The sequence below is a fragment of the Actinoallomurus oryzae genome (assembly GCF_039541955.1).
Classification (GTDB): domain Bacteria; phylum Actinomycetota; class Actinomycetes; order Streptosporangiales; family Streptosporangiaceae; genus Actinoallomurus; species Actinoallomurus oryzae.
This window is the reverse complement of sequence record NZ_BAABHF010000043.1, coordinates 1-18,675: the sequence shown is the minus strand read 5'-3', so window position 1 is coordinate 18,675 and position 18,675 is coordinate 1. Positions and strand designations below refer to the sequence as shown.

General features: G+C 72.2%; 20 protein-coding genes. 5 read left to right on the top strand and 15 right to left on the bottom strand.

Annotated features, from left to right (window positions below; all coding sequences use genetic code 11):
• Positions 1-55 precede the first annotated feature (55 nt).
• The 8 genes from ABEA10_RS33985 to ABEA10_RS51360 all read right to left on the bottom strand — a co-directional run bounded on the left by ABEA10_RS33985 (position 56) and on the right by ABEA10_RS51360 (position 5,889).
• Positions 56-937: an MEDS domain-containing protein gene (locus tag ABEA10_RS33985; protein ID WP_345470986.1), complete on the bottom strand. Its 882-nt coding sequence runs from the start codon at positions 935-937 to the stop codon at positions 56-58.
• Positions 938-1,018: 81 nt separating this feature from the next.
• Positions 1,019-1,507, bottom strand: a complete 489-nt coding sequence (locus tag ABEA10_RS33980) for a flavin reductase family protein (protein WP_345470985.1) — start codon at positions 1,505-1,507, stop codon at positions 1,019-1,021.
• Positions 1,504-2,025, bottom strand: a complete 522-nt coding sequence (locus ABEA10_RS33975) for an NADPH-dependent FMN reductase (RefSeq protein WP_345470984.1) — start codon at positions 2,023-2,025, stop codon at positions 1,504-1,506. The genes ABEA10_RS33980 and ABEA10_RS33975 overlap by 4 nt, the downstream gene beginning before the upstream one ends.
• 64 nt (positions 2,026-2,089) lie before the next feature.
• On the bottom strand, positions 2,090-3,196 hold the full coding sequence (locus tag ABEA10_RS33970; protein WP_345470982.1) for an LLM class flavin-dependent oxidoreductase: 1,107 nt from the start codon (positions 3,194-3,196) through the stop codon (positions 2,090-2,092).
• On the bottom strand, positions 3,193-4,188 hold the full coding sequence (locus tag ABEA10_RS33965; RefSeq protein ID WP_345470980.1) for an ABC transporter substrate-binding protein: 996 nt from the start codon (positions 4,186-4,188) through the stop codon (positions 3,193-3,195). Before ABEA10_RS33965 ends, ABEA10_RS33970 begins: the two co-directional genes overlap by 4 nt.
• The gene (locus ABEA10_RS33960) at positions 4,185-4,931 is read right to left on the bottom strand and encodes an ABC transporter ATP-binding protein (RefSeq protein ID WP_345470978.1); all 747 of its coding nucleotides are present in this window, start codon (positions 4,929-4,931) and stop codon (positions 4,185-4,187) included. The genes ABEA10_RS33965 and ABEA10_RS33960 overlap by 4 nt, the downstream gene beginning before the upstream one ends.
• Complete coding sequence (locus ABEA10_RS33955; protein WP_345470976.1) at positions 4,904-5,728, bottom strand: ABC transporter permease; 825 nt, start codon at positions 5,726-5,728, stop codon at positions 4,904-4,906. The genes ABEA10_RS33960 and ABEA10_RS33955 overlap by 28 nt, the downstream gene beginning before the upstream one ends.
• A gap of 77 nt (positions 5,729-5,805) precedes the next feature.
• Complete coding sequence (locus tag ABEA10_RS51360; protein ID WP_425551000.1) at positions 5,806-5,889, bottom strand: putative leader peptide; 84 nt, start codon at positions 5,887-5,889, stop codon at positions 5,806-5,808.
• Positions 5,890-5,967: 78 nt separating this feature from the next.
• On the opposite strand from ABEA10_RS51360, the gene ABEA10_RS33950 reads away from it, so the two are divergent.
• Entirely contained in the window at positions 5,968-6,795 is an 828-nt protein-coding gene (locus tag ABEA10_RS33950; protein WP_345470974.1) for an SDR family NAD(P)-dependent oxidoreductase, read from the top strand.
• Between the two features lie 49 nt (positions 6,796-6,844).
• Here ABEA10_RS33950 and ABEA10_RS33945 read toward each other — a convergent pair whose 3' ends face one another.
• Entirely contained in the window at positions 6,845-7,963 is a 1,119-nt protein-coding gene (locus ABEA10_RS33945; protein WP_345470972.1) for a CU044_5270 family protein, read from the bottom strand.
• Entirely contained in the window at positions 7,960-8,511 is a 552-nt protein-coding gene (locus ABEA10_RS33940; RefSeq protein ID WP_345470970.1) for an RNA polymerase sigma factor, read from the bottom strand. Before ABEA10_RS33940 ends, ABEA10_RS33945 begins: the two co-directional genes overlap by 4 nt.
• 267 nt (positions 8,512-8,778) lie before the next feature.
• Here ABEA10_RS33940 and ABEA10_RS33935 point away from each other — a divergent pair, with 267 nt between their 5' ends.
• Positions 8,779-10,026 (top strand): S53 family peptidase, encoded by a 1,248-nt coding sequence (locus ABEA10_RS33935; RefSeq protein WP_345470968.1) that lies wholly within the window; start codon positions 8,779-8,781, stop codon positions 10,024-10,026.
• Positions 10,027-10,202: 176 nt separating this feature from the next.
• Positions 10,203-11,375 (top strand): S53 family peptidase, encoded by a 1,173-nt coding sequence (locus ABEA10_RS33930; RefSeq protein ID WP_345470966.1) that lies wholly within the window; start codon positions 10,203-10,205, stop codon positions 11,373-11,375.
• A 52-nt stretch (positions 11,376-11,427) separates the two neighbouring features.
• Here the strand turns inward: ABEA10_RS33930 and ABEA10_RS33925 are convergent, their stop codons facing one another.
• From ABEA10_RS33925 to ABEA10_RS33910, 4 genes are all read right to left on the bottom strand, one after another.
• Positions 11,428-12,039: a TetR/AcrR family transcriptional regulator gene (locus ABEA10_RS33925; RefSeq protein ID WP_345470964.1), complete on the bottom strand. Its 612-nt coding sequence runs from the start codon at positions 12,037-12,039 to the stop codon at positions 11,428-11,430.
• Complete coding sequence (locus tag ABEA10_RS33920; protein ID WP_345470962.1) at positions 12,023-13,555, bottom strand: DHA2 family efflux MFS transporter permease subunit; 1,533 nt, start codon at positions 13,553-13,555, stop codon at positions 12,023-12,025. Before ABEA10_RS33920 ends, ABEA10_RS33925 begins: the two co-directional genes overlap by 17 nt.
• Before the next feature lie 311 nt (positions 13,556-13,866).
• Positions 13,867-14,706, bottom strand: coding sequence for a helix-turn-helix transcriptional regulator (locus ABEA10_RS33915; protein WP_345470960.1), 840 nt, complete (start codon positions 14,704-14,706; stop codon positions 13,867-13,869).
• Positions 14,707-14,767: 61 nt separating this feature from the next.
• The gene (locus ABEA10_RS33910) at positions 14,768-16,012 is read right to left on the bottom strand and encodes an RNA polymerase sigma factor (protein ID WP_345470959.1); all 1,245 of its coding nucleotides are present in this window, start codon (positions 16,010-16,012) and stop codon (positions 14,768-14,770) included.
• A gap of 256 nt (positions 16,013-16,268) precedes the next feature.
• Between ABEA10_RS33910 and ABEA10_RS33905 the strand changes: the two genes are divergently transcribed.
• Positions 16,269-16,739: an MSMEG_6728 family protein gene (locus ABEA10_RS33905; protein WP_345470957.1), complete on the top strand. Its 471-nt coding sequence runs from the start codon at positions 16,269-16,271 to the stop codon at positions 16,737-16,739.
• Positions 16,740-16,755: 16 nt separating this feature from the next.
• On the opposite strand, the gene ABEA10_RS33900 is transcribed toward ABEA10_RS33905, so the two are convergent.
• Positions 16,756-17,310 (bottom strand): TetR/AcrR family transcriptional regulator, encoded by a 555-nt coding sequence (locus tag ABEA10_RS33900; RefSeq protein WP_345470955.1) that lies wholly within the window; start codon positions 17,308-17,310, stop codon positions 16,756-16,758.
• 75 nt (positions 17,311-17,385) lie between these two features.
• Between ABEA10_RS33900 and ABEA10_RS33895 the strand changes: the two genes are divergently transcribed.
• Positions 17,386-18,597, top strand: a complete 1,212-nt coding sequence (locus ABEA10_RS33895; RefSeq protein WP_345470953.1) for an FAD-dependent monooxygenase — start codon at positions 17,386-17,388, stop codon at positions 18,595-18,597.
• Positions 18,598-18,675: the final 78 nt, after the last annotated feature.

The window sequence follows — 18,675 nt, the reverse complement described above, 5'->3', positions numbered from 1 at the left end:
TTCGTCGGAGGGCGTGACCACAGGGGCGCGTCTTTGATTCCCTCGCTTCGCTCGGTCATGGCCGCTCACCCGTGCCGATCTTCAGCCAGGGAAGCATCGGCCCGCCCACGAGCCGGACGACCTCGGTGAGGTCGGGTGGCGGCTCGTCGAGGGTCAGGCTGCCGCGGCTGGCCATGCGGATCGCCGCGCCGGCCATCATGTTCAGCGCGCCCAGGTCGATGAAGCGCAGGTCGCGAAGGTTGAGGTGGATGTCGCCGCCCTGGGCCGTCACGGCGTGCAGGGCCTCGGCGAACACCGTGTGCCGCGCGCCGTCGAGCTCACCCTTCAGGCGGAGCCCGCGCGGCGCGAACATGCGGGTGATGGTGAGGACTCCATCGTCGAATTCCGGATCGGCGCCCACGAGAACCTCGTGTGTCTCTTTGAGTGCGGCGAGCTCGTCACGTGTGCAGGAGCGCCGGTCGACCTGGCAGATCGCCATCGCGGTGGTGCTGGGGGCGATGGCCGCGTCGACGCCGGCCTCGCAGTCGAGCACGCGCATGCGGCCGCTGCGCTGCCGGATCGCCCAGGTCATGTCGGCGGTGATGCGGACGCCGCGGAACCGGTCGCGCGCCGCACTGGCCAGCGCGTCTTCGAACGAGGCGGCCATCCGGCCGGGGTCGAGGACCCCGGCCGTCAGACAGGTCTCCGCGCGGGGGAGGACGGTGAGCTGTCCGGTGCGGACGTAGCCGTCGAGGTCGAGGCCGTCACCCCGGCGCAGGCCGGGAAGCTCGTGCGGGTCGGCGTCGGCCACGTAGATGACCTTGTCCGCCGTCAGGAGCCCGTCGCGTAGGAAGGTGCCGATGACGTGGTCCTGCTCCTCCTGGCTGGAGTAGGAGAACCAGGCGTGGTCTCCGGGCAGCATCTGCCCAACGGATCGTTCGGCGAACCAGGTCTCCATGGGCTCCACCCCGGCGGGCTCCGGCAGTGACCATAGCTTAGAGCCAACGACTCACCGTGACGACTCTTTCACTCGTACTGCTTACGTATGCGGATCGAAGCGCCCATACCGACCATGGTGGTACAGGAGCGGTTCACCCGAATCGCCGAGTTCGGAGCCCACGGCGAGGCCGACGACGAGCCAGTGGTCGCCCAGCGCGATGGTGTCGTACGGCTCGCAGACGAGGTGGGCCGTCACTCCGGACAGGATCGGCACGTCGTACGGGCCCGCGCGCCAGCGCGTCGGGGCCGCGAACCGGTCGATGCCACGCCCGGCGAACCGCGCCGCGAGCGCGGCCTGGCCGCTCCCGAGCACGTTGACCGCGAAGTACGGCGCCTGGCGCAGGTCCGGCCAGGTGGCCGAGTCGCGGTTCACGCAGAACGACACCAGCGGCGGGTCGAGGCTGACCGAGGTCAGCGAGGTGGCCGTCATCCCGACCGGGCCCGGGCCCGTCACCACGACCACCCCGGCGGCGTGCCGGCCGAGCGCGCGGCGGAACCGCCCCGCGTCCACGATCGGGGTCTGACTCAATCGCGAGCCCATACCGCCCCCGGTATCCGCAGCGCGGCCGCCCATTCCGCTAGGAGCTCGTCGATGCGTCCCAGGTCCGACTCGACGACCGCGAGGCCGGGGGTGGGCACGGTCGCGCCGAGCTCGACCAGGAGCGGGCGCAGGTGCACCTCGACGGCGAGCGCGTGGCGCGGGGAGCCCATCACGAGCAGCGGAACCGCGGTGACCCCGGCGAGCGAGCGCACCCGGTCGAGGAACGCCTTGAGCAGGCCGGTGTACGTGCCCTTGTACGTCGGGCTCGCCACGACCAGGAGCCCGGCCGAACCGGCGCGCTCGACGGCGTCCTCGACCGCGGCCGAGGGCGCGGGGCCCAGCAGGACCGGGGCGAGCGCGGTCAGGTCGATGACCTCGGGCGTCGTGCCCGGCGCGAGGGCGCGCGCCGCACGTACGGCGACCTCGTGCGTACGCGACGCCGGGCGCGGGTTCCCGACCAGCGCGACGACGCCTCCGCCGTGCCGGGCCGGCCCCGGGGCGCTCACGCGGTCCCGCCTTCCCGGCCGGCACCGGTACGGCCTGACGCGGCGGGTGCGAGCGGGGACGATCTCACGCGGCCTCCTTCAGCAGGCCGAGGCGGCCCAGCTCCGGCAGCACGCCCTCGCCGAACCAGTACGCCTCCTCCAGGTGCGGGTAGCCGGACAGGATGAACTCCTCCAGCCCGAGCGAGGCGTACTCCGCGATGCGCTCGGCCACCTGGGCGTGGCTGCCGACGAGCGCGGTGCCCGCGCCGCCGCGCACCAGCCCGACGCCGGCCCACAGGTTCGGGTAGATCTCCAGGTCGTGGGCGGACCCGCCGGTCCGGTACTCCTCGTGCAGCGCGCGCATCCGCGCCTGGCCGACCGACTCGCTGCGCGCCAGGCCCTCCTGGGCGGCGGCGACCTCGGCCGGATCTAGCTCGTCCAGCAGCCGTTCCGCCGCCCGCCACGCCTCCTTGGCCGAGTCGCGGGTCACGACGTGCAACCGGATGCCGAACCTGATCTCACGGCCCTCGCGAGCGGCGAGCTCGCGGATCCACTCGATCTTGCGTTTCACCTGGACGGGCGGCTCGCCCCAGGTCAGGTAGACGTCCACGTGCCGGGCGGCGACCGGCCCGGCCGCCGCCGAGGATCCGCCGAAGTACAGCCGGGGCAGCGGGTCCGGCGGCCTGGAGACCGTCGCGCCCTCCACGTCGTAGTAGTCGCCGCCCAAGTCGTACGGCCGTCCGCTCCACGCGCCGCGCAGGATGGCCAGGAACTCATCCGTACGGGCGTACCGCTCGTCGTGGGAGAGGTGGTCGCCGAAGCGCGCCTGCTCGGCCGTCTCGCCGCCGGTGACGATGTTGAGCAGCAGCCTCCCGCGCGACAGGCGCTGGTAGGTCGCCGCCATCTGCGCGGCGAGCGTGGGCGACAGCACGCCGGGGCGGAAGGCCACGAGGAACTTCAGGCGTTCGGTCTCGCGGGTGAGCGCGGCGGTGGTGAGCCAGGCGTCCTCGCACTGGGTGCCGGTGGGCGTGAGCACGCCCTCGAAGCCGAGCTGCTCGGCCGAGCGGGCGATCTGCGCGAGGTACTCGATGTCCGGCGGCCGCTGCACCCCGCGCCGCGCGGCGCCGTGCCCCCCGCCGACGAGGTTGCGGCCGTCACCACCCGTAGGAAGGAACCAGTGAAAAGTCGTCATGACGAGCCTCCGGGAACGATGTCGTTGAAGCGCCGGTCGACGAAGTCGGCGATCTTCAAGCGGCCGGGGATGAGCTTGGCGTCGGCGAAGGCGTCGGCGAGCGGCTGCTCGCCGGCGATCATGGTGTCGTCGACCGGCACGGGCTTGGTGATCCGCCGGTGCGCGGCGACCTTGGCGACCGCCAGGGGCAGGCCGATCTGCGCCGACCACGTCTTGGCCCACTCGTCCGGGTGGGTGGAGGCCCACAGGGTGGCGCGTTCGAGACGGCTCAGATAGTCGTGGATCGCCGCGACCTTGGCCTTGTCCTTCAGCGCCTTGGCGGCCGCGACGTTGAAGTTGTAGTTGGTGCCGAACCCGTTGCCCCAGACCAGGATGCGGGCGCCGGTCCGGGCCTGGGCCTGCGCGGTGTAGGGGTCCCAGATGGACCAGGCGTCGACCTTGCCGCCGCTGAACGCCGAGAGGGCGTCGGCGGGCTGGAGGTACTCCGGCCGGACGTCGCCGAAGGCGATGCCGGCCTTCTTCAGCACGCCGAGCAGGAGCGCGTGCGCGGAGCTGCCCTTGGCCAGTGCGATCTTCTTGCCCCGGAGGTCCGCGATGGTACGGATCGGGGAGTTCTTCGGCACCAGGATCGCCTGCGCCGCGAGGTTCTGGGCGCCCGCCGCGACGATCTTGATCTTGGATCCGGCGGCGGCGGCGAAGATCGGCGGAGTGTTGCCGACGGCGCCGATGTCGATGGCGCCGGCGTTCGCGGCCTCGAGCAGCGGCGGTCCGGACGTGAACGGCGACCAGGCGATCCGGTACTTGACGCCGGTGAGCCCGCCGGCGGCCTGGAGCAGCGCCTGCGACCCCGCCTTCTGGTCGCCGACGTGCAGCGTCACCTTGCTCAGGTCGACCGAGCCGTCCTTGCGGATCGCGGCGTTCTCGGCGCCGTCCGTACCGCCGCAGCCCACGAGGACGAGGAACGCGCCGAGCAGGGGAAGCAACCGTCTCATCGGGTCCCCTCCTCGACGCCGAGCTGCCCGAGCAGCCGGGCGCGCAGAGCGGTCAGGTCGGTGATCCGGCGCGGCCGCTCGGCCTCGATCCGTGACTCGTGCGCGATGCGTCCCTCGCCGAGTACGAGGACCCGGTCGGCCAGGAGCAGCGCCTCGTCCACGTCGTGGGTGACCAGCAGCACGCTGGTGTCGCGCGCGTGGCGGTCCCACAGGTCGAGGACGAGCCGGTGCATGGTGATGCGGGTCAGGGCGTCGAGCGCGCTGAACGGCTCGTCGAGCAGCAGCAGGCCGGGCTCGCGCACCAGGGCGCGGGCCAGGGAGGCGCGCTGCGCCTCGCCGCCGGACAGGGTGAGCGGCCACGCGTCGGCGCGGGCGGTGAGGCCGACCTCGTCCAACGCGTCGCGGGCCCGTGCCCGGCCGCCGGGCGGCAGGCCGAGGGCGACGTTGTCGATCACCCGTTTCCACGGCAGGAGGCGCGGCTCCTGGAAGGCCACCGCCACGGTGCCGTCGACGGCGAGCTGGCCGGTGGTGTCCCGGTCGAGGCCGGCCAGCGCGCGAAGGAGCGTCGACTTGCCCGAGCCGCTGCGGCCGAGCAGCGCGACGAACTCCCCGCGCTCGATGTCCAGGTCGAGCCGGTCGAGGACGGTGCGTCCGCCGAAGGCGCGGCTGAGCCCGCGGACCCGCGCGGTGTGCCCGGGTGCTTCGTGCTCGGTCGCTACGCGGGTTGGAAGGCGCGTCGCCATGCCAGTGCCCTTCTCTCGATGAGGCGTACGAGGGCGTCGGTGAGCAGCCCGAGGGAGCTGTAGATGACCAGCCCCACGACGATCACGTCCGTGCGCATGAACTCGCGGGCGTCGTTGATCATGTAGCCGAGGCCCGCGTCGGCGTTGACCTGCTCGGCGACGATCAGCGCGAGCCAGGCGACGCCGAGGCTCTGCCGCAGCCCGACCAGCGTCTGGGGGAGCGCGCCCGGCAGGATGACGTGCCGGACGAGCGCGGTGCGGCCGAGCCGCAGCGTCCGCCCCGCCTCGATGAGCCGGCCGTCGGCGCCCCTGATGCCGGCGTAGGTGTTGAGGTAGAGCGGGAACGCGACGCCGAGCGCGACGAGCGCGACCTTGGGCGTCTCGCCGATCCCGAACCAGAGGATGAACAGCGGGATGAGCCCGTAGAACGGCAGCGCGCGCAGCATCTGCATGGGCGGGTCGATGGCGTTCTCGCCGACGCGGCTGAGGCCGGCGGCCAGGGCCAGCGCTACCGCGGCCACCGTCCCGATCACGAAGCCTTCGACGACTCGCTGGAGCGACACCCCGATCGCGTTCGGGAGGGTGCCGTCGGTGGTCAGGTCGACCGCGGTACGGACGATCTTCACGGGCGCGGCGATGAGGCGTTCGGGCAGCAGGCCGGAGGAACTGGCGGCCTGCCAGAGGAGGAGAAGGACGATCGGGCTGATGAGCCGTTGGAGGCCGGGCGACCGCGGAACGCGGACGCGTTCTCGGACGGCCCGCCGGGCCGGCCCGAGGCCGAGGGCAGGTGAGGACATGAGAGACAGAACCCTTTGAGCGTGAGTTGTGCGGAGCGGAAGGCGCTCCGGAAGCCGAGGATCGTTGGCTGCGGGGATCAGGAGGACGGCGCACAGAGTGCGCTGGCCTGCCGCCGGAGATCGACGTGCGGGCGCGTCACGAGGAGCTGACCTGTACTCACGCGCCCATCGTGAGCGAGTAATCCGACAAAGTCAACCTGCAATATAGGGAATATCGCCCGCTCGGTACGATCGACGGCATGGCAGTCGTGGCGGTCGTCACCGGGGCGGCGAGCGGTATCGGACGGGCGACGGCGCTGGCCCTGGGCGCCCGCGGGCTCACCGTGATCTGCGCCGACGTGGACGAGGAGCGCGCCGCCGAGGTGGGCGTCCCGTACCGGGTCGACGTGAGCGACGCGGCGGCGATGGAGCGGTTCGCGGTGTGGGTGCGCGAGGAGCACGGCCCGCCGGCCGTCCTCGTCAACAACGCGGGCATCGGCATCGGCGGATCGTTCTTCGACCACACGGTCGCGGACTGGCGGCGGATCGTCGACGTCAACCTCATGGGCGTCGTGCACGGGTGCCTGTTCTTCGGCCCGCAACTGCTCGAACGCGGGCGCGGGCACATCGTCAACGTCGCCTCCGCGGCGGCGTACACACCGACGCGGGTCCTGCCGGCGTACGGCGCGACGAAGGCCGGCGTGCTGATGCTCAGCGAGAGCCTGCGGGCCGAGCTGTCCGGCACGGGCGTGGGCGTCAGCGCGGTGTGCCCCGGGTTCATCGCGACCGGCATCTACCGCGCGGCCCGTTACGCGGGCGTCGACCCGGCGGAGGGGACGCGCCGGGGAGAGCTGGCCGGGCGCCTCGCGGGCCGCTGGGCGCCGGGCCCGGAGACCGTCGCGAGGGCGATCGTGCGGGCCATCGAACGCGACCGCCCGCTGGTGCCGGTCACCGCGGGCGCGTGGGGCGCGTACGCCCTGTCCCGCCTGTCACCCGCGGCGATGCGACGGCTGGCCCGCCTCGGCGGCGACGATCCCTTCCGCCTGGCGGAGCGCTTCGCCGGGCGGTTCTTCCGGGCGAACCCGTAGACGGCGGGCGCGCCATCGAGTCGCGGTGCGCGCCCGCCGCCATCGCTTCTCAGGAGGAGGGAACGGTGCCGATCCGGTCCACCCAGCCCTGGCGTTCGAAGGCCAGGTACTCGCCGGCGGCCCCCCGCGCGAGGTCGGGCAGCTGCTCGTAGTCGAGGAGCCGGCCGGTCGCCGGATCCACCACGAGCCGTACGTCCGTTCCCTGGGCGGTGATTCCCACGCCGGACCTGCCCTCACGGTCGCGGATCCGGCCGGTGAGGTGGACGGAGGAGGAGTCCGCGAGGATCCGGTAGAGGGCCGCGCGTGTGCCGGGGGTGGTCGGGGCCATGAACAGGTCCCAGGCGCTGACGAAGACGTACTGGCCGAAGTCGGCGGGGGCCGTGTAGCCGTGCGCGCCGCCCTCGCGGTCCTGCTGCCACAGCCTCCGCAGGTAGGCCTCCAGGCCGCTCTTGGTCGCCGGCAGCTTCGGCACGGTACGCCACTCGATCTCGTGGGAGCCGATCTCGGGGTTCACCAGGTGGGAGCCCTTGTCGTACGTGACCGTGTGCGGCTTGGTGGCCGTCGTGCCGCCGTTGACGTCGAGTGGCGGAGAGCCCGCGGCCTTCCAGGCCGCCTCGTCCTTCTTGGTGGGGAAGGTGACCCGGACGTCCAGCGGCAGGTGTGTACGGAACCGCATGCCGGTCCCGCCCGGCAGGGTGCACCTCCAGTCCTCGGTGCTGCTCGCGGTCCGTGCCTGGAACGTGCGGCGGCGCTCCACCTTGGGAGTCGGGACGCCGGGGCCGAGCTTGAAGGGCACCAGGTCCTGCCACATGCGGGTACGGGAGTACCAGCAGGTCCCGTGGGTGGCGGGCTGCCTGGCGGCCGTCTCCGCGCTGGCCAGCAGGAACGTACGGGCACCGCCCGTGCCGTTCGGTCCGTTGCGGGCACCACCGTGACCGCCGGACAGCGAGCCCGCGACCAGTACCGCCGCGGCCGCCGCCACCGCGGTCGCGCCGAGCGCGTAGGCCGGCCGCCGTCTCCGTGCCGGATGCGGGCTCGGGGCGGACGTGCCGGCGCGCGCGCGGACCAGCGCCGCGTCGGGGCGCCGTTCGTAGGCGGCGTCGGCGAGTTCGTCGACCGTCGCGGGCCGCAGGGCGTTGACCACCCGGTCGAGTTCGTCGTGCTTCACGGCTTCTCCTGAATGACTCGGGAACGCGGAGCGGGTGCCTCCGTGGCGGGGTCGGGGGACGCGTCGAGTGCCCTGGCCAGCCGGCGGCGGCCACGGTGCAGCCGGACGGTGAAGGCGGTGCGTGAGCAGCCGGCGACCTTGGCCGCCTCGGCGGGCTCGAGCCCGTACCAGGCGGTCAGCGTCACCGCCTCGACCTCCTTGGGGGACAGCGCGCGCAGGGCGGCGAGCGCCTGGTCGCGGGCCACGACGTGGTCCGCGGCGTCCCAGGCGTGCCGGTCGGCGTCGGTGGTCAGGCCGGCCAGCCGGTCGACCAGGCCGCGCTGGTGGCCGGCCGCGCCGTGCGACCGGCGGGCGAGGTTCTTCGCCACGCCCAGCAACCACGGCAGGGCACGCTCGGGAACCTCATCGATCTTTCGCCACGCGATCGCGAACACCTCGCCGGTCACGTCTTCGGCGGCCTGGGGCGCGACCCGCAGGACGACGTAGCCGAAGACGTTGCGGTAGTACGTCTCATAGAGGCGGGTGAATCGGGCCTCTCGCTCGTCCACGCCACCTCCTTTCTTCTCGGGGCCATACGTCGAGAAGTCGCGATACGCCCTACCGGATTACGTGAGCGACCGAGGATTCCTCGCGAGTGGACCGTACGGGGGCGTCGCCGCCCGTGTCCGCGCCGGAACTTTCCGCTTCCGGCCAAGCCGTAGGACCTTCCGCGTGTATGGGTTAGTTTCGGCTTGCTCAAGGGCTTTACGGCTATTGACCGTGACGCGGTATTCCGCGTTCGGGATAGAGACCAGTCCCTGTCCAGGAGGTCGGATTTGCACCCCCGAAGACTCGCCGTCGTCCTCACGGTCATGATCACAACGGCCCTTACTCTGTCCTCCGTCTCCTCTGCCGACGCCGCCACGAGCACGTCGAAGCTCAGCGTCGGGTTCGGGTGCGCCACGGCGACGGGCGCCGGGCGACTGCACTGCTTCGGACGCATCCGGGCGCACCGCGCGAGCAACGGAAGGATCGCGCCGCTGACCGTCACCAGCCCGACCGGGCTGCTCCCGGCCGACCTTCAGTCGGCGTACAAGGTGGCCGGCCTGAGCGGCGCCGGCCGTACGGTCGCGATCGTGGACGCGCAGGACGACCCCAACGCCGAGGCCGACCTCGCCCACTACCGGTCCCAGCTCGGGCTGCCCGCCTGCACGACCGCCAACGGCTGCTTCAAGAAGGTCAACCAGAACGGCCAGGCCTCGCCGCTGCCCGCCGCCGACTACGGCTGGGCGGAGGAGATCAGCCTCGACCTGGACATGGTCTCGGCGATCTGCCCCGGCTGCCACATCCTGCTGGTCGAGGCCGACGAGCCGACCGACGCGTCGCTCGGCGCCGCGGTGGACACCGCCGCCGCCACGAGCGGCGTCGTGGCCATCTCCAACAGCTACGGCGGCGCGGAGGACTCGACGATCCTCGCCGCGGACGCCCACTTCAACCACCCCGGCATCGCCGTCACGGCGAGCTCCGGTGACTCCGGCTACGGCGTCAGCTGGCCCGCCTCGTCGCAGTACGTCACCGCGGTGGGCGGCACGACGCTGAAGAAGGCGAGCAACAGCCGCGGCTGGACCGAGACGGCCTGGTCGGGTGCGGGGTCGGGCTGCTCGGCGTACGAGCCCAAGCCGTCGTGGCAGCACGACACCGCCTGCGCCAAGCGCACGGTCGCCGACGTCTCGGCGGTGGCCGACCCGGCCACCGGCGTGGGCGTCTACGACACCTACAACAGCTGCGGGACCAGCTCCTTCTGCGACCTGCTGATCTCGCTCGGGCTCGCCCAGGGCCTGGACGGCTGGGCCGCCGTCGGTGGCACGAGCGCATCGTCGCCGATCGTCGCGAGCGTGTACGCGCTGGCGGGCAACACCGGCTCGACGACGTACGGGTCGTATCCCTACGCGCACACCTCGTCGCTGTTCGACGTCACCTCCGGCTCGAACGGAAGCTGCGGCGGCACCTACCTGTGCACGGCCGGAACCGGTTACGACGGGCCCACCGGGCTCGGCACGCCCAATGGGACCGGAGGCTTCTGACAGTCGGTTTGACCAGGCCGTACGTGGCTCTTTCCGGAGAGCCGCGTACGGCCGTTCTCTTTAGACGAGGGGGATGTTGACAGCACTAATCCGTAATTCGTCCCTGTTGTCCTTGGTAAGGATCGTGTAAAGATCGTCGCGTCGTACCCCCCGCTCGCTCTTGAGAAGGAGAGCACATGCGACGACGCATCACCGGGACCGTGCTGGGCGGACTGATCCTCGCCCTGGTCCCCTTCCTCACCGCACCGGCCCAGGCGGCGGTGCCCTACCACCACGCGTGCGCCACCGTGCACAAGGGACGGGCGAGCTGCACGGCGCTCGTCCGCAGCGACATCGCCATGAGCGCCAGGTCGCTGCGGGAGAAGGCCGCGGCCCCGTCCGGGCTCGCCCCGGCCGACCTGCAGGGCGCGTACAAGCTGCCGTCCTCCAGCGCCGGTTCGGGCCAGACGGTCGCGATCGTCGACGCCTACGACGCCCCGACCGCAGAGGCCGACCTCGGTGTCTACCGCAGCCAGTACGGCCTGCCGGCCTGCACGACCGCGAACGGCTGCTTCAAGAAGGTCGACCAGAACGGCGGCACGTCCTACCCGAAGACGGATGGCGGCTGGGCGCAGGAGATCTCCCTGGACCTGGACATGGTCTCCGCGGTCTGCCCGAACTGCAAGATCGTCCTGGTCGAGGCGGACTCCGCGTCCTTCGCCGACCTCGGCACGGCGGTGAACACGGCCGCCGGGCTCGCGAACGTCGTCAGCAACAGCTACGGCGGCTCGGACGCCTCCGACGACGACTACGGCTCGTACTACAACCACCCCGGCGTCGCGATGACGGTCAGCTCCGGTGACTCGGGCTACGGCGTGGAGTACCCGGCCTCCTCGCAGTACGTCACGGCGGTCGGCGGCACCTCGCTGAAGAAGGCGAGCAACAGCCGCGGCTGGGACGAGACCGTCTGGGACGGCGCGGGCAGCGGCTGCTCGGACCAGAACCCAGCGCTGTCGGGCCAGGCGGACGCCGACACCGGCTGCTCCGGGCGCGCCGTCGCCGACGTCTCCGCCGTGGCCGACCCGGCCACCGGCGTCGCCGTCTACGACAGCACCGCCTACCAGGGCCAGAGCGGCTGGATGGTCTTCGGCGGCACCAGCGTCGCCGCGCCGATCATCGGCGGCGTGTACGGTCTCGCCGGCAACGCCTCCGACGTCGACAACAACACGCCGTACGCCCACAAGGACGCCCTGTTCGACGTGACGTCCGGGTCCAACGGCTCCTGCTCGACCGCGCAGCTCTGCACCGCGCGGGCCGGCTGGGACGGCCCGACCGGCCTCGGCACGCCGAACGGCACCGGAGCCTTCTGAGACACGCACACGGAAACGGGCCCGGCGCCACGGCGCCGGGCCCGTTTCCGCGTCAACCGTTCTTCGGCGGAAACGGCAGGCCGGCCTCGACGTGGGCGAGCGCGCGGTCGATCGTGGCGCCGAGATCCATGTCCGGATCCCGCGGCCAGCGGAGCATGATGTCGATGAACACGCCCAGCACCGCGCCGCTGAACGTACGGACCGCCGCGTCGTCCACCGGGAGCTCCTCCCGCGCGGCCACCATCTCGGTCAGCAACCGCAGGGCGTCGGTGACGTTGCGGAGACTGGCGCCCCAGAGCGCCGGTACGGAGATCGCGAGCATCATGCGTTCGCGGTGGAAGGCGAGCTCGGCGGCCGGCATGTCGTCCAACGTCATTCGTATGGCGTTCCGCAGCACCTGGATCGGGCTCAGCCCGGCCGGCTGGGCGGCGAAGGCGGCGATCAGCACCGGGTCGTAGTCGTCGGTGATGACCAGGTCTTCCTTGGTCGGGAAGTAGCGGAAGACCGTGCTGGGGGAGACCTCGGCCGCCTCGGCGATCTGCTCCACGGTGGTGGCGTCATAGCCCTGCGCGAGGAACAGGCGCAGGGCGTGCTCCTGGATCGTGGCCCGGGTCCGTGCCTTCTTGCGTTCCCGTAGCCCCGTGGACTCAGACGGCTGCCTCATGGTCCGATTGTGGCCGTTCGGAGCCGGCCGGCCCAACCCGACCGGCACGCCGCGACGGCAGGAGCAGGGCGCCCAGCGCGCAGAGCAGGCCGAGGACGGCGGAGACGACGAGCAACAGGTCCATGCCGTGCGTGTACGCCGCGCGTACCTGCCCGGCGAGCGCCTCCCGCCCGGTGCGGTGCGCCACCTCCAGACCGCCGTAGACGCCCTCGCGTACGGCCCGCGCCGCGGACGGGGCGAGCCCGGTGAGGTCCAGGCGCCCGCGGTAACCGGCGTTGAGGACCGAACCCAGGATCGCCGCGCCGAGGCTGCCGCCGACCATGCGCACGGCCTGGATGAGCGCCGACCCCACACCGCTCCGCTCCTCGTCCAGCGTGCCGATGGCGGCGTCCATGGCGACCGGCATCACGAAGCCGAGCCCGAGACCCGCGACGGTCGTCCAGGCGGCGGCCAGGCCGAACCCGCTGTCCGCGGCCGTCGTGGCTCCGCCGAACATGGCGCCGGCCAGCAGCGCGAACCCGAGGCAGACCGCGCCCCGCGCGCCCGCCCGCGCCGCGAACCGGTCGGCCACCACCGCGCTCGCCAGCATCCCGCCGATCAGCGGGAGGAGCCGTACGCCGCCGCCCATCGCGTCGGTGCCGAGGACCGCCTGGAAGTACTGCGGCACCGCGAACAGGACCCCGAACATGACGAAGTTCACCGCCGTGCTGAGCAGCGTGCCCACCGTGAACCCCGTCTCGCGGAATAGGCGGAGGTCGACCAGCGGTTCGCCGGTCCGGCGCTCGCACAGCACGAAGACGGCGATGAGCACGACGCCTCCGGCGAGCGGCACGACGGACGTCACGTCGCCCCAGCCGTACTGCCCGGCCTGGATCACGCCGTACGTGAGAGCGGCGAGGGCGACGCTGGAGGTCGCGATGCCGGGCAGGTCGAGCCGCCGCGCCCGCGCCGCACGCGACTCGGGCAGCCACGCGAGGACGGCGGCCACCGCCAGCACGACGACGGGCACGTTGATGAGGAAGACCGACCCCCACCAGAAGTGGCCGAGCAGCCAGCCGCCGAGGATCGGCCCGACCGGATAGCCGACCATGGCCGCCGTCATGACCATGGCGATCGCCCGCCGCCGCTCGCGAGCGTCGAACAGCGTCGGCACGACACCGAGCACCATCGGCAGGATCACCGCGCCGCCGAGCCCCAGCACGGCCCGCGCGGCGATGAACGCTCCGGCCGACGGGGCGTACGCCGCCGCCAGGGAACTGACGCCGAACACGACCAGCGCGGTGACCAGCATCTTCTTACGGCCGAACCGGTCGCCGAGCATGCCTCCGGGGATCATCGCGGCGGCGAACACCAGGGTGTACGCGGCGACGAACCACTGGAGCTCGGAGGTGGAGGCATCGAGCCCGGTCGCGAGGGCCGGCAGCGCCAGGCTGAGGATCGTCACGTCGAACCCGACCGCCAGCACCGCGAGCACCATCGCCCCGACCGCCCACCAACGCCGCATCCCTGAGGCCATCGTGACACCTCGCCATCTTTTGAAAGTCAACTACTAAATCGTATGCTACTCCCAGAAAATGCGACTGGGTGACACGGACCTGTGAGCGGGTGTGACAGAACGATCGGCGCGGTACGCGGACGGGGCGACGCTGCCTCGTCAGGAGCCGGTGGCGCCACCGGTCTCGGTGTCCCGCACGGTCGCCCTTCACCATCCGCATATCGGCGGCCCGCGCTGCCGAAGTAACGCGCTGGTCGGCAGGTTGCCCGTGGCGGCGGGCGGCTCAGTCACGACCTCGTGACGTCCCCCGGTTGAAAGCTCTATATGGGGGCTTAGCCGGGTGTGCGCGTGAGGCGGAGGCGTTCGCGGGTGGATCCGTCCCGCGGCGTGTAGACGGCGATGGACAGACCGGCGGCGGCCGGAAAGGTCAGCTCGGTCCGGTTGAAGGTCAGCTCGCCCGCGGCCGGGTGCCGGAACCGCAGCACGCGATCCCTCGGCTCGGCCACCTCGTGCCGGGACCACAGCTCGGCGAATTCCGGGCTGATCTCCCGGAGACGGCGGAGGTCCTCCTCCCACGACGGGTCGCCGATGTGCCGGCCGTACGACGAGCGCAGCCGCGCTACGAGATAGGGGATCTCCCGCTCGTAGTCGAGGAACCACTCGCGTGCCCGCGGCTCGGTCACGCAGCACCACAGGAGGTTCTTGTGGACGCACGGCAGGGCGTGCCACTCGGCGAACAGGGAGAGGTGCGCGGTGTTGGACTCGATGATGTCGAAGCGGCTGTTGATCAGCGTGGCGGGCATCGGGTCGAGGCCGTGGAGGACGCCGCGCACCGCGTCGGAGACGGCGGTCGCGGCGTCCCAGGCGCGCAGCGGGGTGGCCTCGGCGAGGCGGTAGAGATGCTCCCGCTCGGCCCGGTCGAGCCGCAGCGTGCGGGCCACGGCGTCGAGCACCTGGCCGCTCGCGTTGATCGGGCGGCCCTGCTCGAGCCAGGTGTACCACGTGACGCCGACGCCGGCGAGCATCGCGACCTCCTCGCGCCGCAGCCCCGGTGTGCGGCGGCGAGGTGCCGGCGGCAGGCCGACCTCCTCGGGGCTCAGCCGGGCCCGGCGAGTCTTGAGGAAGCCGGCCAGCTCGGCACGGCGCGGTCGGATGGCGGCGTCGGTCGTCACGGTGGCCCCTCACCTCGGTTCCCCGACCCACCACCGTACGGACGGAGTCCGACATTTCTGCTCAACCGCTGGTGACGGCCTCCGCGCGGTCCTGGAGGTAACGCTTCTCCGGCGCGCTCTCCGCGTACCGCGCGGCCGTGCGGTAGCTCTCGCGGGCCTCGTCCGGCCGGCCGGCCCGTTCCAGCAGGTGGCCGCGTACGGCATGGAGCCGGTGGTGCCGGGCCATCCGCTCGTCCGCCTCCAGCGGGTCCACGATCTTCAACCCGGCCTCCGGCCCGTCCACCATCGCGACGGCGACGGCCCGGTTCAACGTCACCATCGGCCCCGGTGCGATGCCCTCCAGCAGGCGGAACAGCGCGACGATCTGCGGCCAGTCCGTCTCCTCGGCGCTCGGGGCCTCGTCGTGCACCGCGGCGATCGCCGCCTGGATCTGGTACGGCCCGAGCCGGTCGTCGCCCGACAGCGCCGCGGTGACGATCGCGACGCCCTCCTCGATGAGCGCGCGGTCCCACCCGCCGCGGTCCTGCTCGGCCAGCGGGATCAGCGAACCGTCCTCGCGGGTACGCGCGTCGCGGCGCGCCTCGGTGAGCAGGATCAGCGCCAGCAGCCCCGCCACCTCGCCGTGGTCCGGCAGCAGCCGGTGCAGCAGGCGGGTCAGGCGCAGGGCGTCGCCGGTGAGGTCGTGCCGTTGCAACACCGGCCCGGCGGTCGTGGTGTGCCCCTCGGTGAGCATGAGGTAGAGCGCGTGCAGCACCGCCCGCAGCCGCTCCTCGCGCTCGTTCGGCGGGGGCAGGGAGAAGGTCGCCCCGGCCTTGCGGATGGTCTGCTTGGCGCGGCTGATGCGCTGCGCCATCGTCGCCTCGGGCACGAGGAACGCCCGGGCGATCTCGGCCGTGGTCAGACCGCCGACCGCGCGCAGGGTGAGCGCGATCTGCGAGGGCGGGGAGAGCGCCGGGTGGCAGCACAGGAACAGCAGCGTGAGCGAGTCGTCCCGGCCCGCCGGCGGCTCGTCGGCGGGCGGGGCGACGCGCATCGACGGCGGCGTGGTGAACAGGTCGGCGTCCTCGCGCCGGCGCCGGGCGCTGTCGCTGCGCACCCAGTCGACGAGCCGCCGCGTGGCGACGGTGACCAGCCAGCCGTACGGATTGTCCGGAACACCGTCCTGCGGCCACTGGGTGGCGGCGGCGAGCAGCGCCTCCTGCGCGGCGTCCTCACAGGGATCCAGCGCCCCGTGCCGCCGCATGAGCGCCCCGAGCACCTGCGGCGCGAGGCGACGCAGCAGGCCCTCCAGAGACTCCTCACTCACCGCCCCGCCCTACCTGAGATCGCGCTCACCGGCGCTCCCTTCCGACGGCTTGGGTCGCCCCGGCCGGATGACCTGGGCGGTTCCGTATGCGTCGGACGATAGCCTGGCCGGAGGACAGGATCGGCCCGCCGGCCGGGGGCGGGCGGCGTTCCGTCGGGGGCGCGTGGTCGGTGCCGGAGTCGCCTGCGCGGCGTACGTCTTCGTCGCGTCTTCTGCGTCGCCGAGCGTGTCCGGCGCCATGGGGACAGGAGGCGCCGTGCAGACATTTCTGCCGTATGCCGGCTTCGCCGCCAGCGCTCGGGTGCTCGACCAGCGGCGGCTGGGCAAGCAGCGGGTCGAGGCGTTGCAGGTGTTGCGCGGTCTAACCGTGCCGGGCTACGGCTGGCGGCATCATCCGGCGGTGCGGATGTGGGCGGGTTGTGAGGAGGCGCTGACCCGCTACGGCCTGGAGATCTGCCGCCAGTGGTGCCGCGCGGGCCGGCGTGACACGTGCGCCGCCGCGCTGGTGGCGGAGCTGCGCGCGACGTTCGATCTCGACGCGCCCCGGAGCCAGGCCGCGCTCGGCCGGGCCGGCGCTCTGCCCCGCTGGCTGGGCGATCCGGAGTTCCACCGCAGCCACCAGTCGGCCCTGGTGCGCAAGGACCCGGCTTACTACGGCCCTCTCTTTCCCGGGGTCCCCGCCGACCTGCCGTACGTGTGGCCCGGCCCGGCCGGCGTGTCGTCCTGACCAGGCGGATCGGCGGTCACCCGGCCAGACCGTCCTCGCAGAGCCCGAGTGCGGCGCAGGCGGCGTCGACGGTGGCCTTGCGCAGTGGTTCGGTCGGCACGTGCGGGAACTGGATCGTGCAGTCCTGGAGCCCGCCCAGGGCCAGCGCGGCCCGGGTCGCCTGGTCGAGCGTGGGCTCGGGGCCGAACAGCAGGGTCGCGAGCCGCTCGCGCCAGGTCAGCACCGTCTCGGTCAGGCCGAGTTCGGTCAGCGTGGTCAGCTCCGTCAGGACGAACACGATGCCGTCGCGGTGCCGGTGGTGGAAGTCGAAGTAGCCCTCGAGCAGAGCCCGCGGCTCCACCTCGTCCAGCGCCTCCTGCTGCGAGACGAACGCCTCGCCGTCGTCGATCAGCGGTTGCACGATGCTGCGCACCAGGTCCTCGCGTGAGGCGAAGTGGTAGTACAGCGCCGGTTTGGTGATGCCGAGCCGGTTCGCGATCTCCTGCAGGCTGGTCTTCTGCACGCCCTTCTCGGCGAACAGCTCCCGCGCGACCATCTGGATGCGCTGCTTGGTGTCGGACGGCTTGGGCACGGATCTCACACTAGCTGACTTAACGATAGGTAAGCTACGATGCGGCTCCTTACCTATCGTTAAGTAAGGAGTCTCATGCGCATCCTCGTGTCCGGCGCCAGCATCACCGGGCCGGTGCTGGCCTACTGGCTGACCAGGTACGGCTTCACCGTCACGGTGGTCGAGCGCGCGCCCCGCCTGCGCAAGGCGGGCGGCCACGCCGTCGACCTGTTCAGACCCGCCATGGACATCTCCGAGAAGATGGGCGTGATATCCCGCATCGAGGAGATGAAGACCGGCACGGACCGGATGACCGTCCACCGGCCGGGCGCCCGGCGGCCGGTGACCGTGGACCTCACCAAGGTGTTCCAGGCCACCTCCGACCGGCACGTCGAGATCATGCGGGACGACCTGAGCGAGATCTACTACGACGCCACCCGCGACGACGCCGAGTACGTCTTCGGCGACTCCATCACCTCCATCTCGGACGACGGCGAGGTGACCTTCGAGAACGGCGCGCCGCGGCGCTTCGACCTGGTGATCGGCGCGGACGGGCTCCACTCCAACGTGCGGCGCCTGGTCTTCGGCGAGGAGTCCCGGTTCAGCAGGTTCATCGGTGCCTACCTGGCCGTGATGTCGGCGCCCAACGACCGGGATCTCGACGGGGAGTCGATCGGGCACATCGACGTCGGCCGGATGGCCGGCATGTACGGCGCGCGGCAGCTGGACGACGCGCGGGTGAGCTTCCTGTTCCGGAGCGCCCGCGAACTGGACTACCACCATCACGACGCACGGCGGCAGAAGGAGATCCTGCGCGAGGCGTTCGCCGGGATGCACGCCGACGTGGACGGCTGGCTCGCCCTGCTCGACGACACACCGGCGTTCTACTTCGACTCGATCACCCAGCTCCGCATGGACACCTGGTCGCGGGGGCGGGTGACGCTCGCGGGCGACGCCGGCTACTGCCCCGGGCCCGCCGTCGGTGGCAGCACGAGCCTGGCCGTCCTCGGCGCGTACGTGCTCGCGGGCGAACTGGCCGAGGCGCGAGGCGACCACGAACGCGCCTTCCCCGCGTACGAGCACGCGATCATGGATCTCGTCCAGGGCAGCCGCAGGTTCGCCCTGACCGCGGCCAAGAGCCTCATCCCGGGCTCCCGCGCCGGCCTCTGGGCCCTGACGCAGGGCGTACGGCTGGTATCCGCCCTGCCCGCCGGAGTCAGCCGCGCGGCGGCGCACCTCAACTCCAAGGGTGTGCGCCTGCACGACTCGATGACCGTCAAGGACTACACGGCCACGAGAGGCAGCTGACCCCGGTCATCCGGGGTCGGTGGAGGCGCGGATGATCAGTTCTGGGGTGAGGCGTTCGGAGTGGGCGGGTTGGCCGTT

Bases quoted from the DNA above. Each gene is read 5' to 3' on its own strand.
- ABEA10_RS33985 (WP_345470986.1), bottom strand. From the start codon at position 937: ATGGAGACCTGGTTCGCCGAACGATCCGTTGGGCAGATGCTGCCCGGA.
- ABEA10_RS33970 (WP_345470982.1), bottom strand. From the start codon at position 3,196: ATGACGACTTTTCACTGGTTCCTTCCTACGGGTGGTGACGGCCGCAAC.
- ABEA10_RS33965 (WP_345470980.1), bottom strand. From the start codon at position 4,188: ATGAGACGGTTGCTTCCCCTGCTCGGCGCGTTCCTCGTCCTCGTGGGC.
- ABEA10_RS33960 (WP_345470978.1), bottom strand. From the start codon at position 4,931: ATGGCGACGCGCCTTCCAACCCGCGTAGCGACCGAGCACGAAGCACCC.
- ABEA10_RS33955 (WP_345470976.1), bottom strand. From the start codon at position 5,728: ATGTCCTCACCTGCCCTCGGCCTCGGGCCGGCCCGGCGGGCCGTCCGA.
- ABEA10_RS33950 (WP_345470974.1), top strand. From the start codon at position 5,968: ATGGCAGTCGTGGCGGTCGTCACCGGGGCGGCGAGCGGTATCGGACGG.
- ABEA10_RS33930 (WP_345470966.1), top strand. From the start codon at position 10,203: ATGCGACGACGCATCACCGGGACCGTGCTGGGCGGACTGATCCTCGCC.
- ABEA10_RS33925 (WP_345470964.1), bottom strand. From the start codon at position 12,039: ATGAGGCAGCCGTCTGAGTCCACGGGGCTACGGGAACGCAAGAAGGCA.
- ABEA10_RS33920 (WP_345470962.1), bottom strand. From the start codon at position 13,555: ATGGCCTCAGGGATGCGGCGTTGGTGGGCGGTCGGGGCGATGGTGCTC.
- ABEA10_RS33895 (WP_345470953.1), top strand. From the start codon at position 17,386: ATGCGCATCCTCGTGTCCGGCGCCAGCATCACCGGGCCGGTGCTGGCC.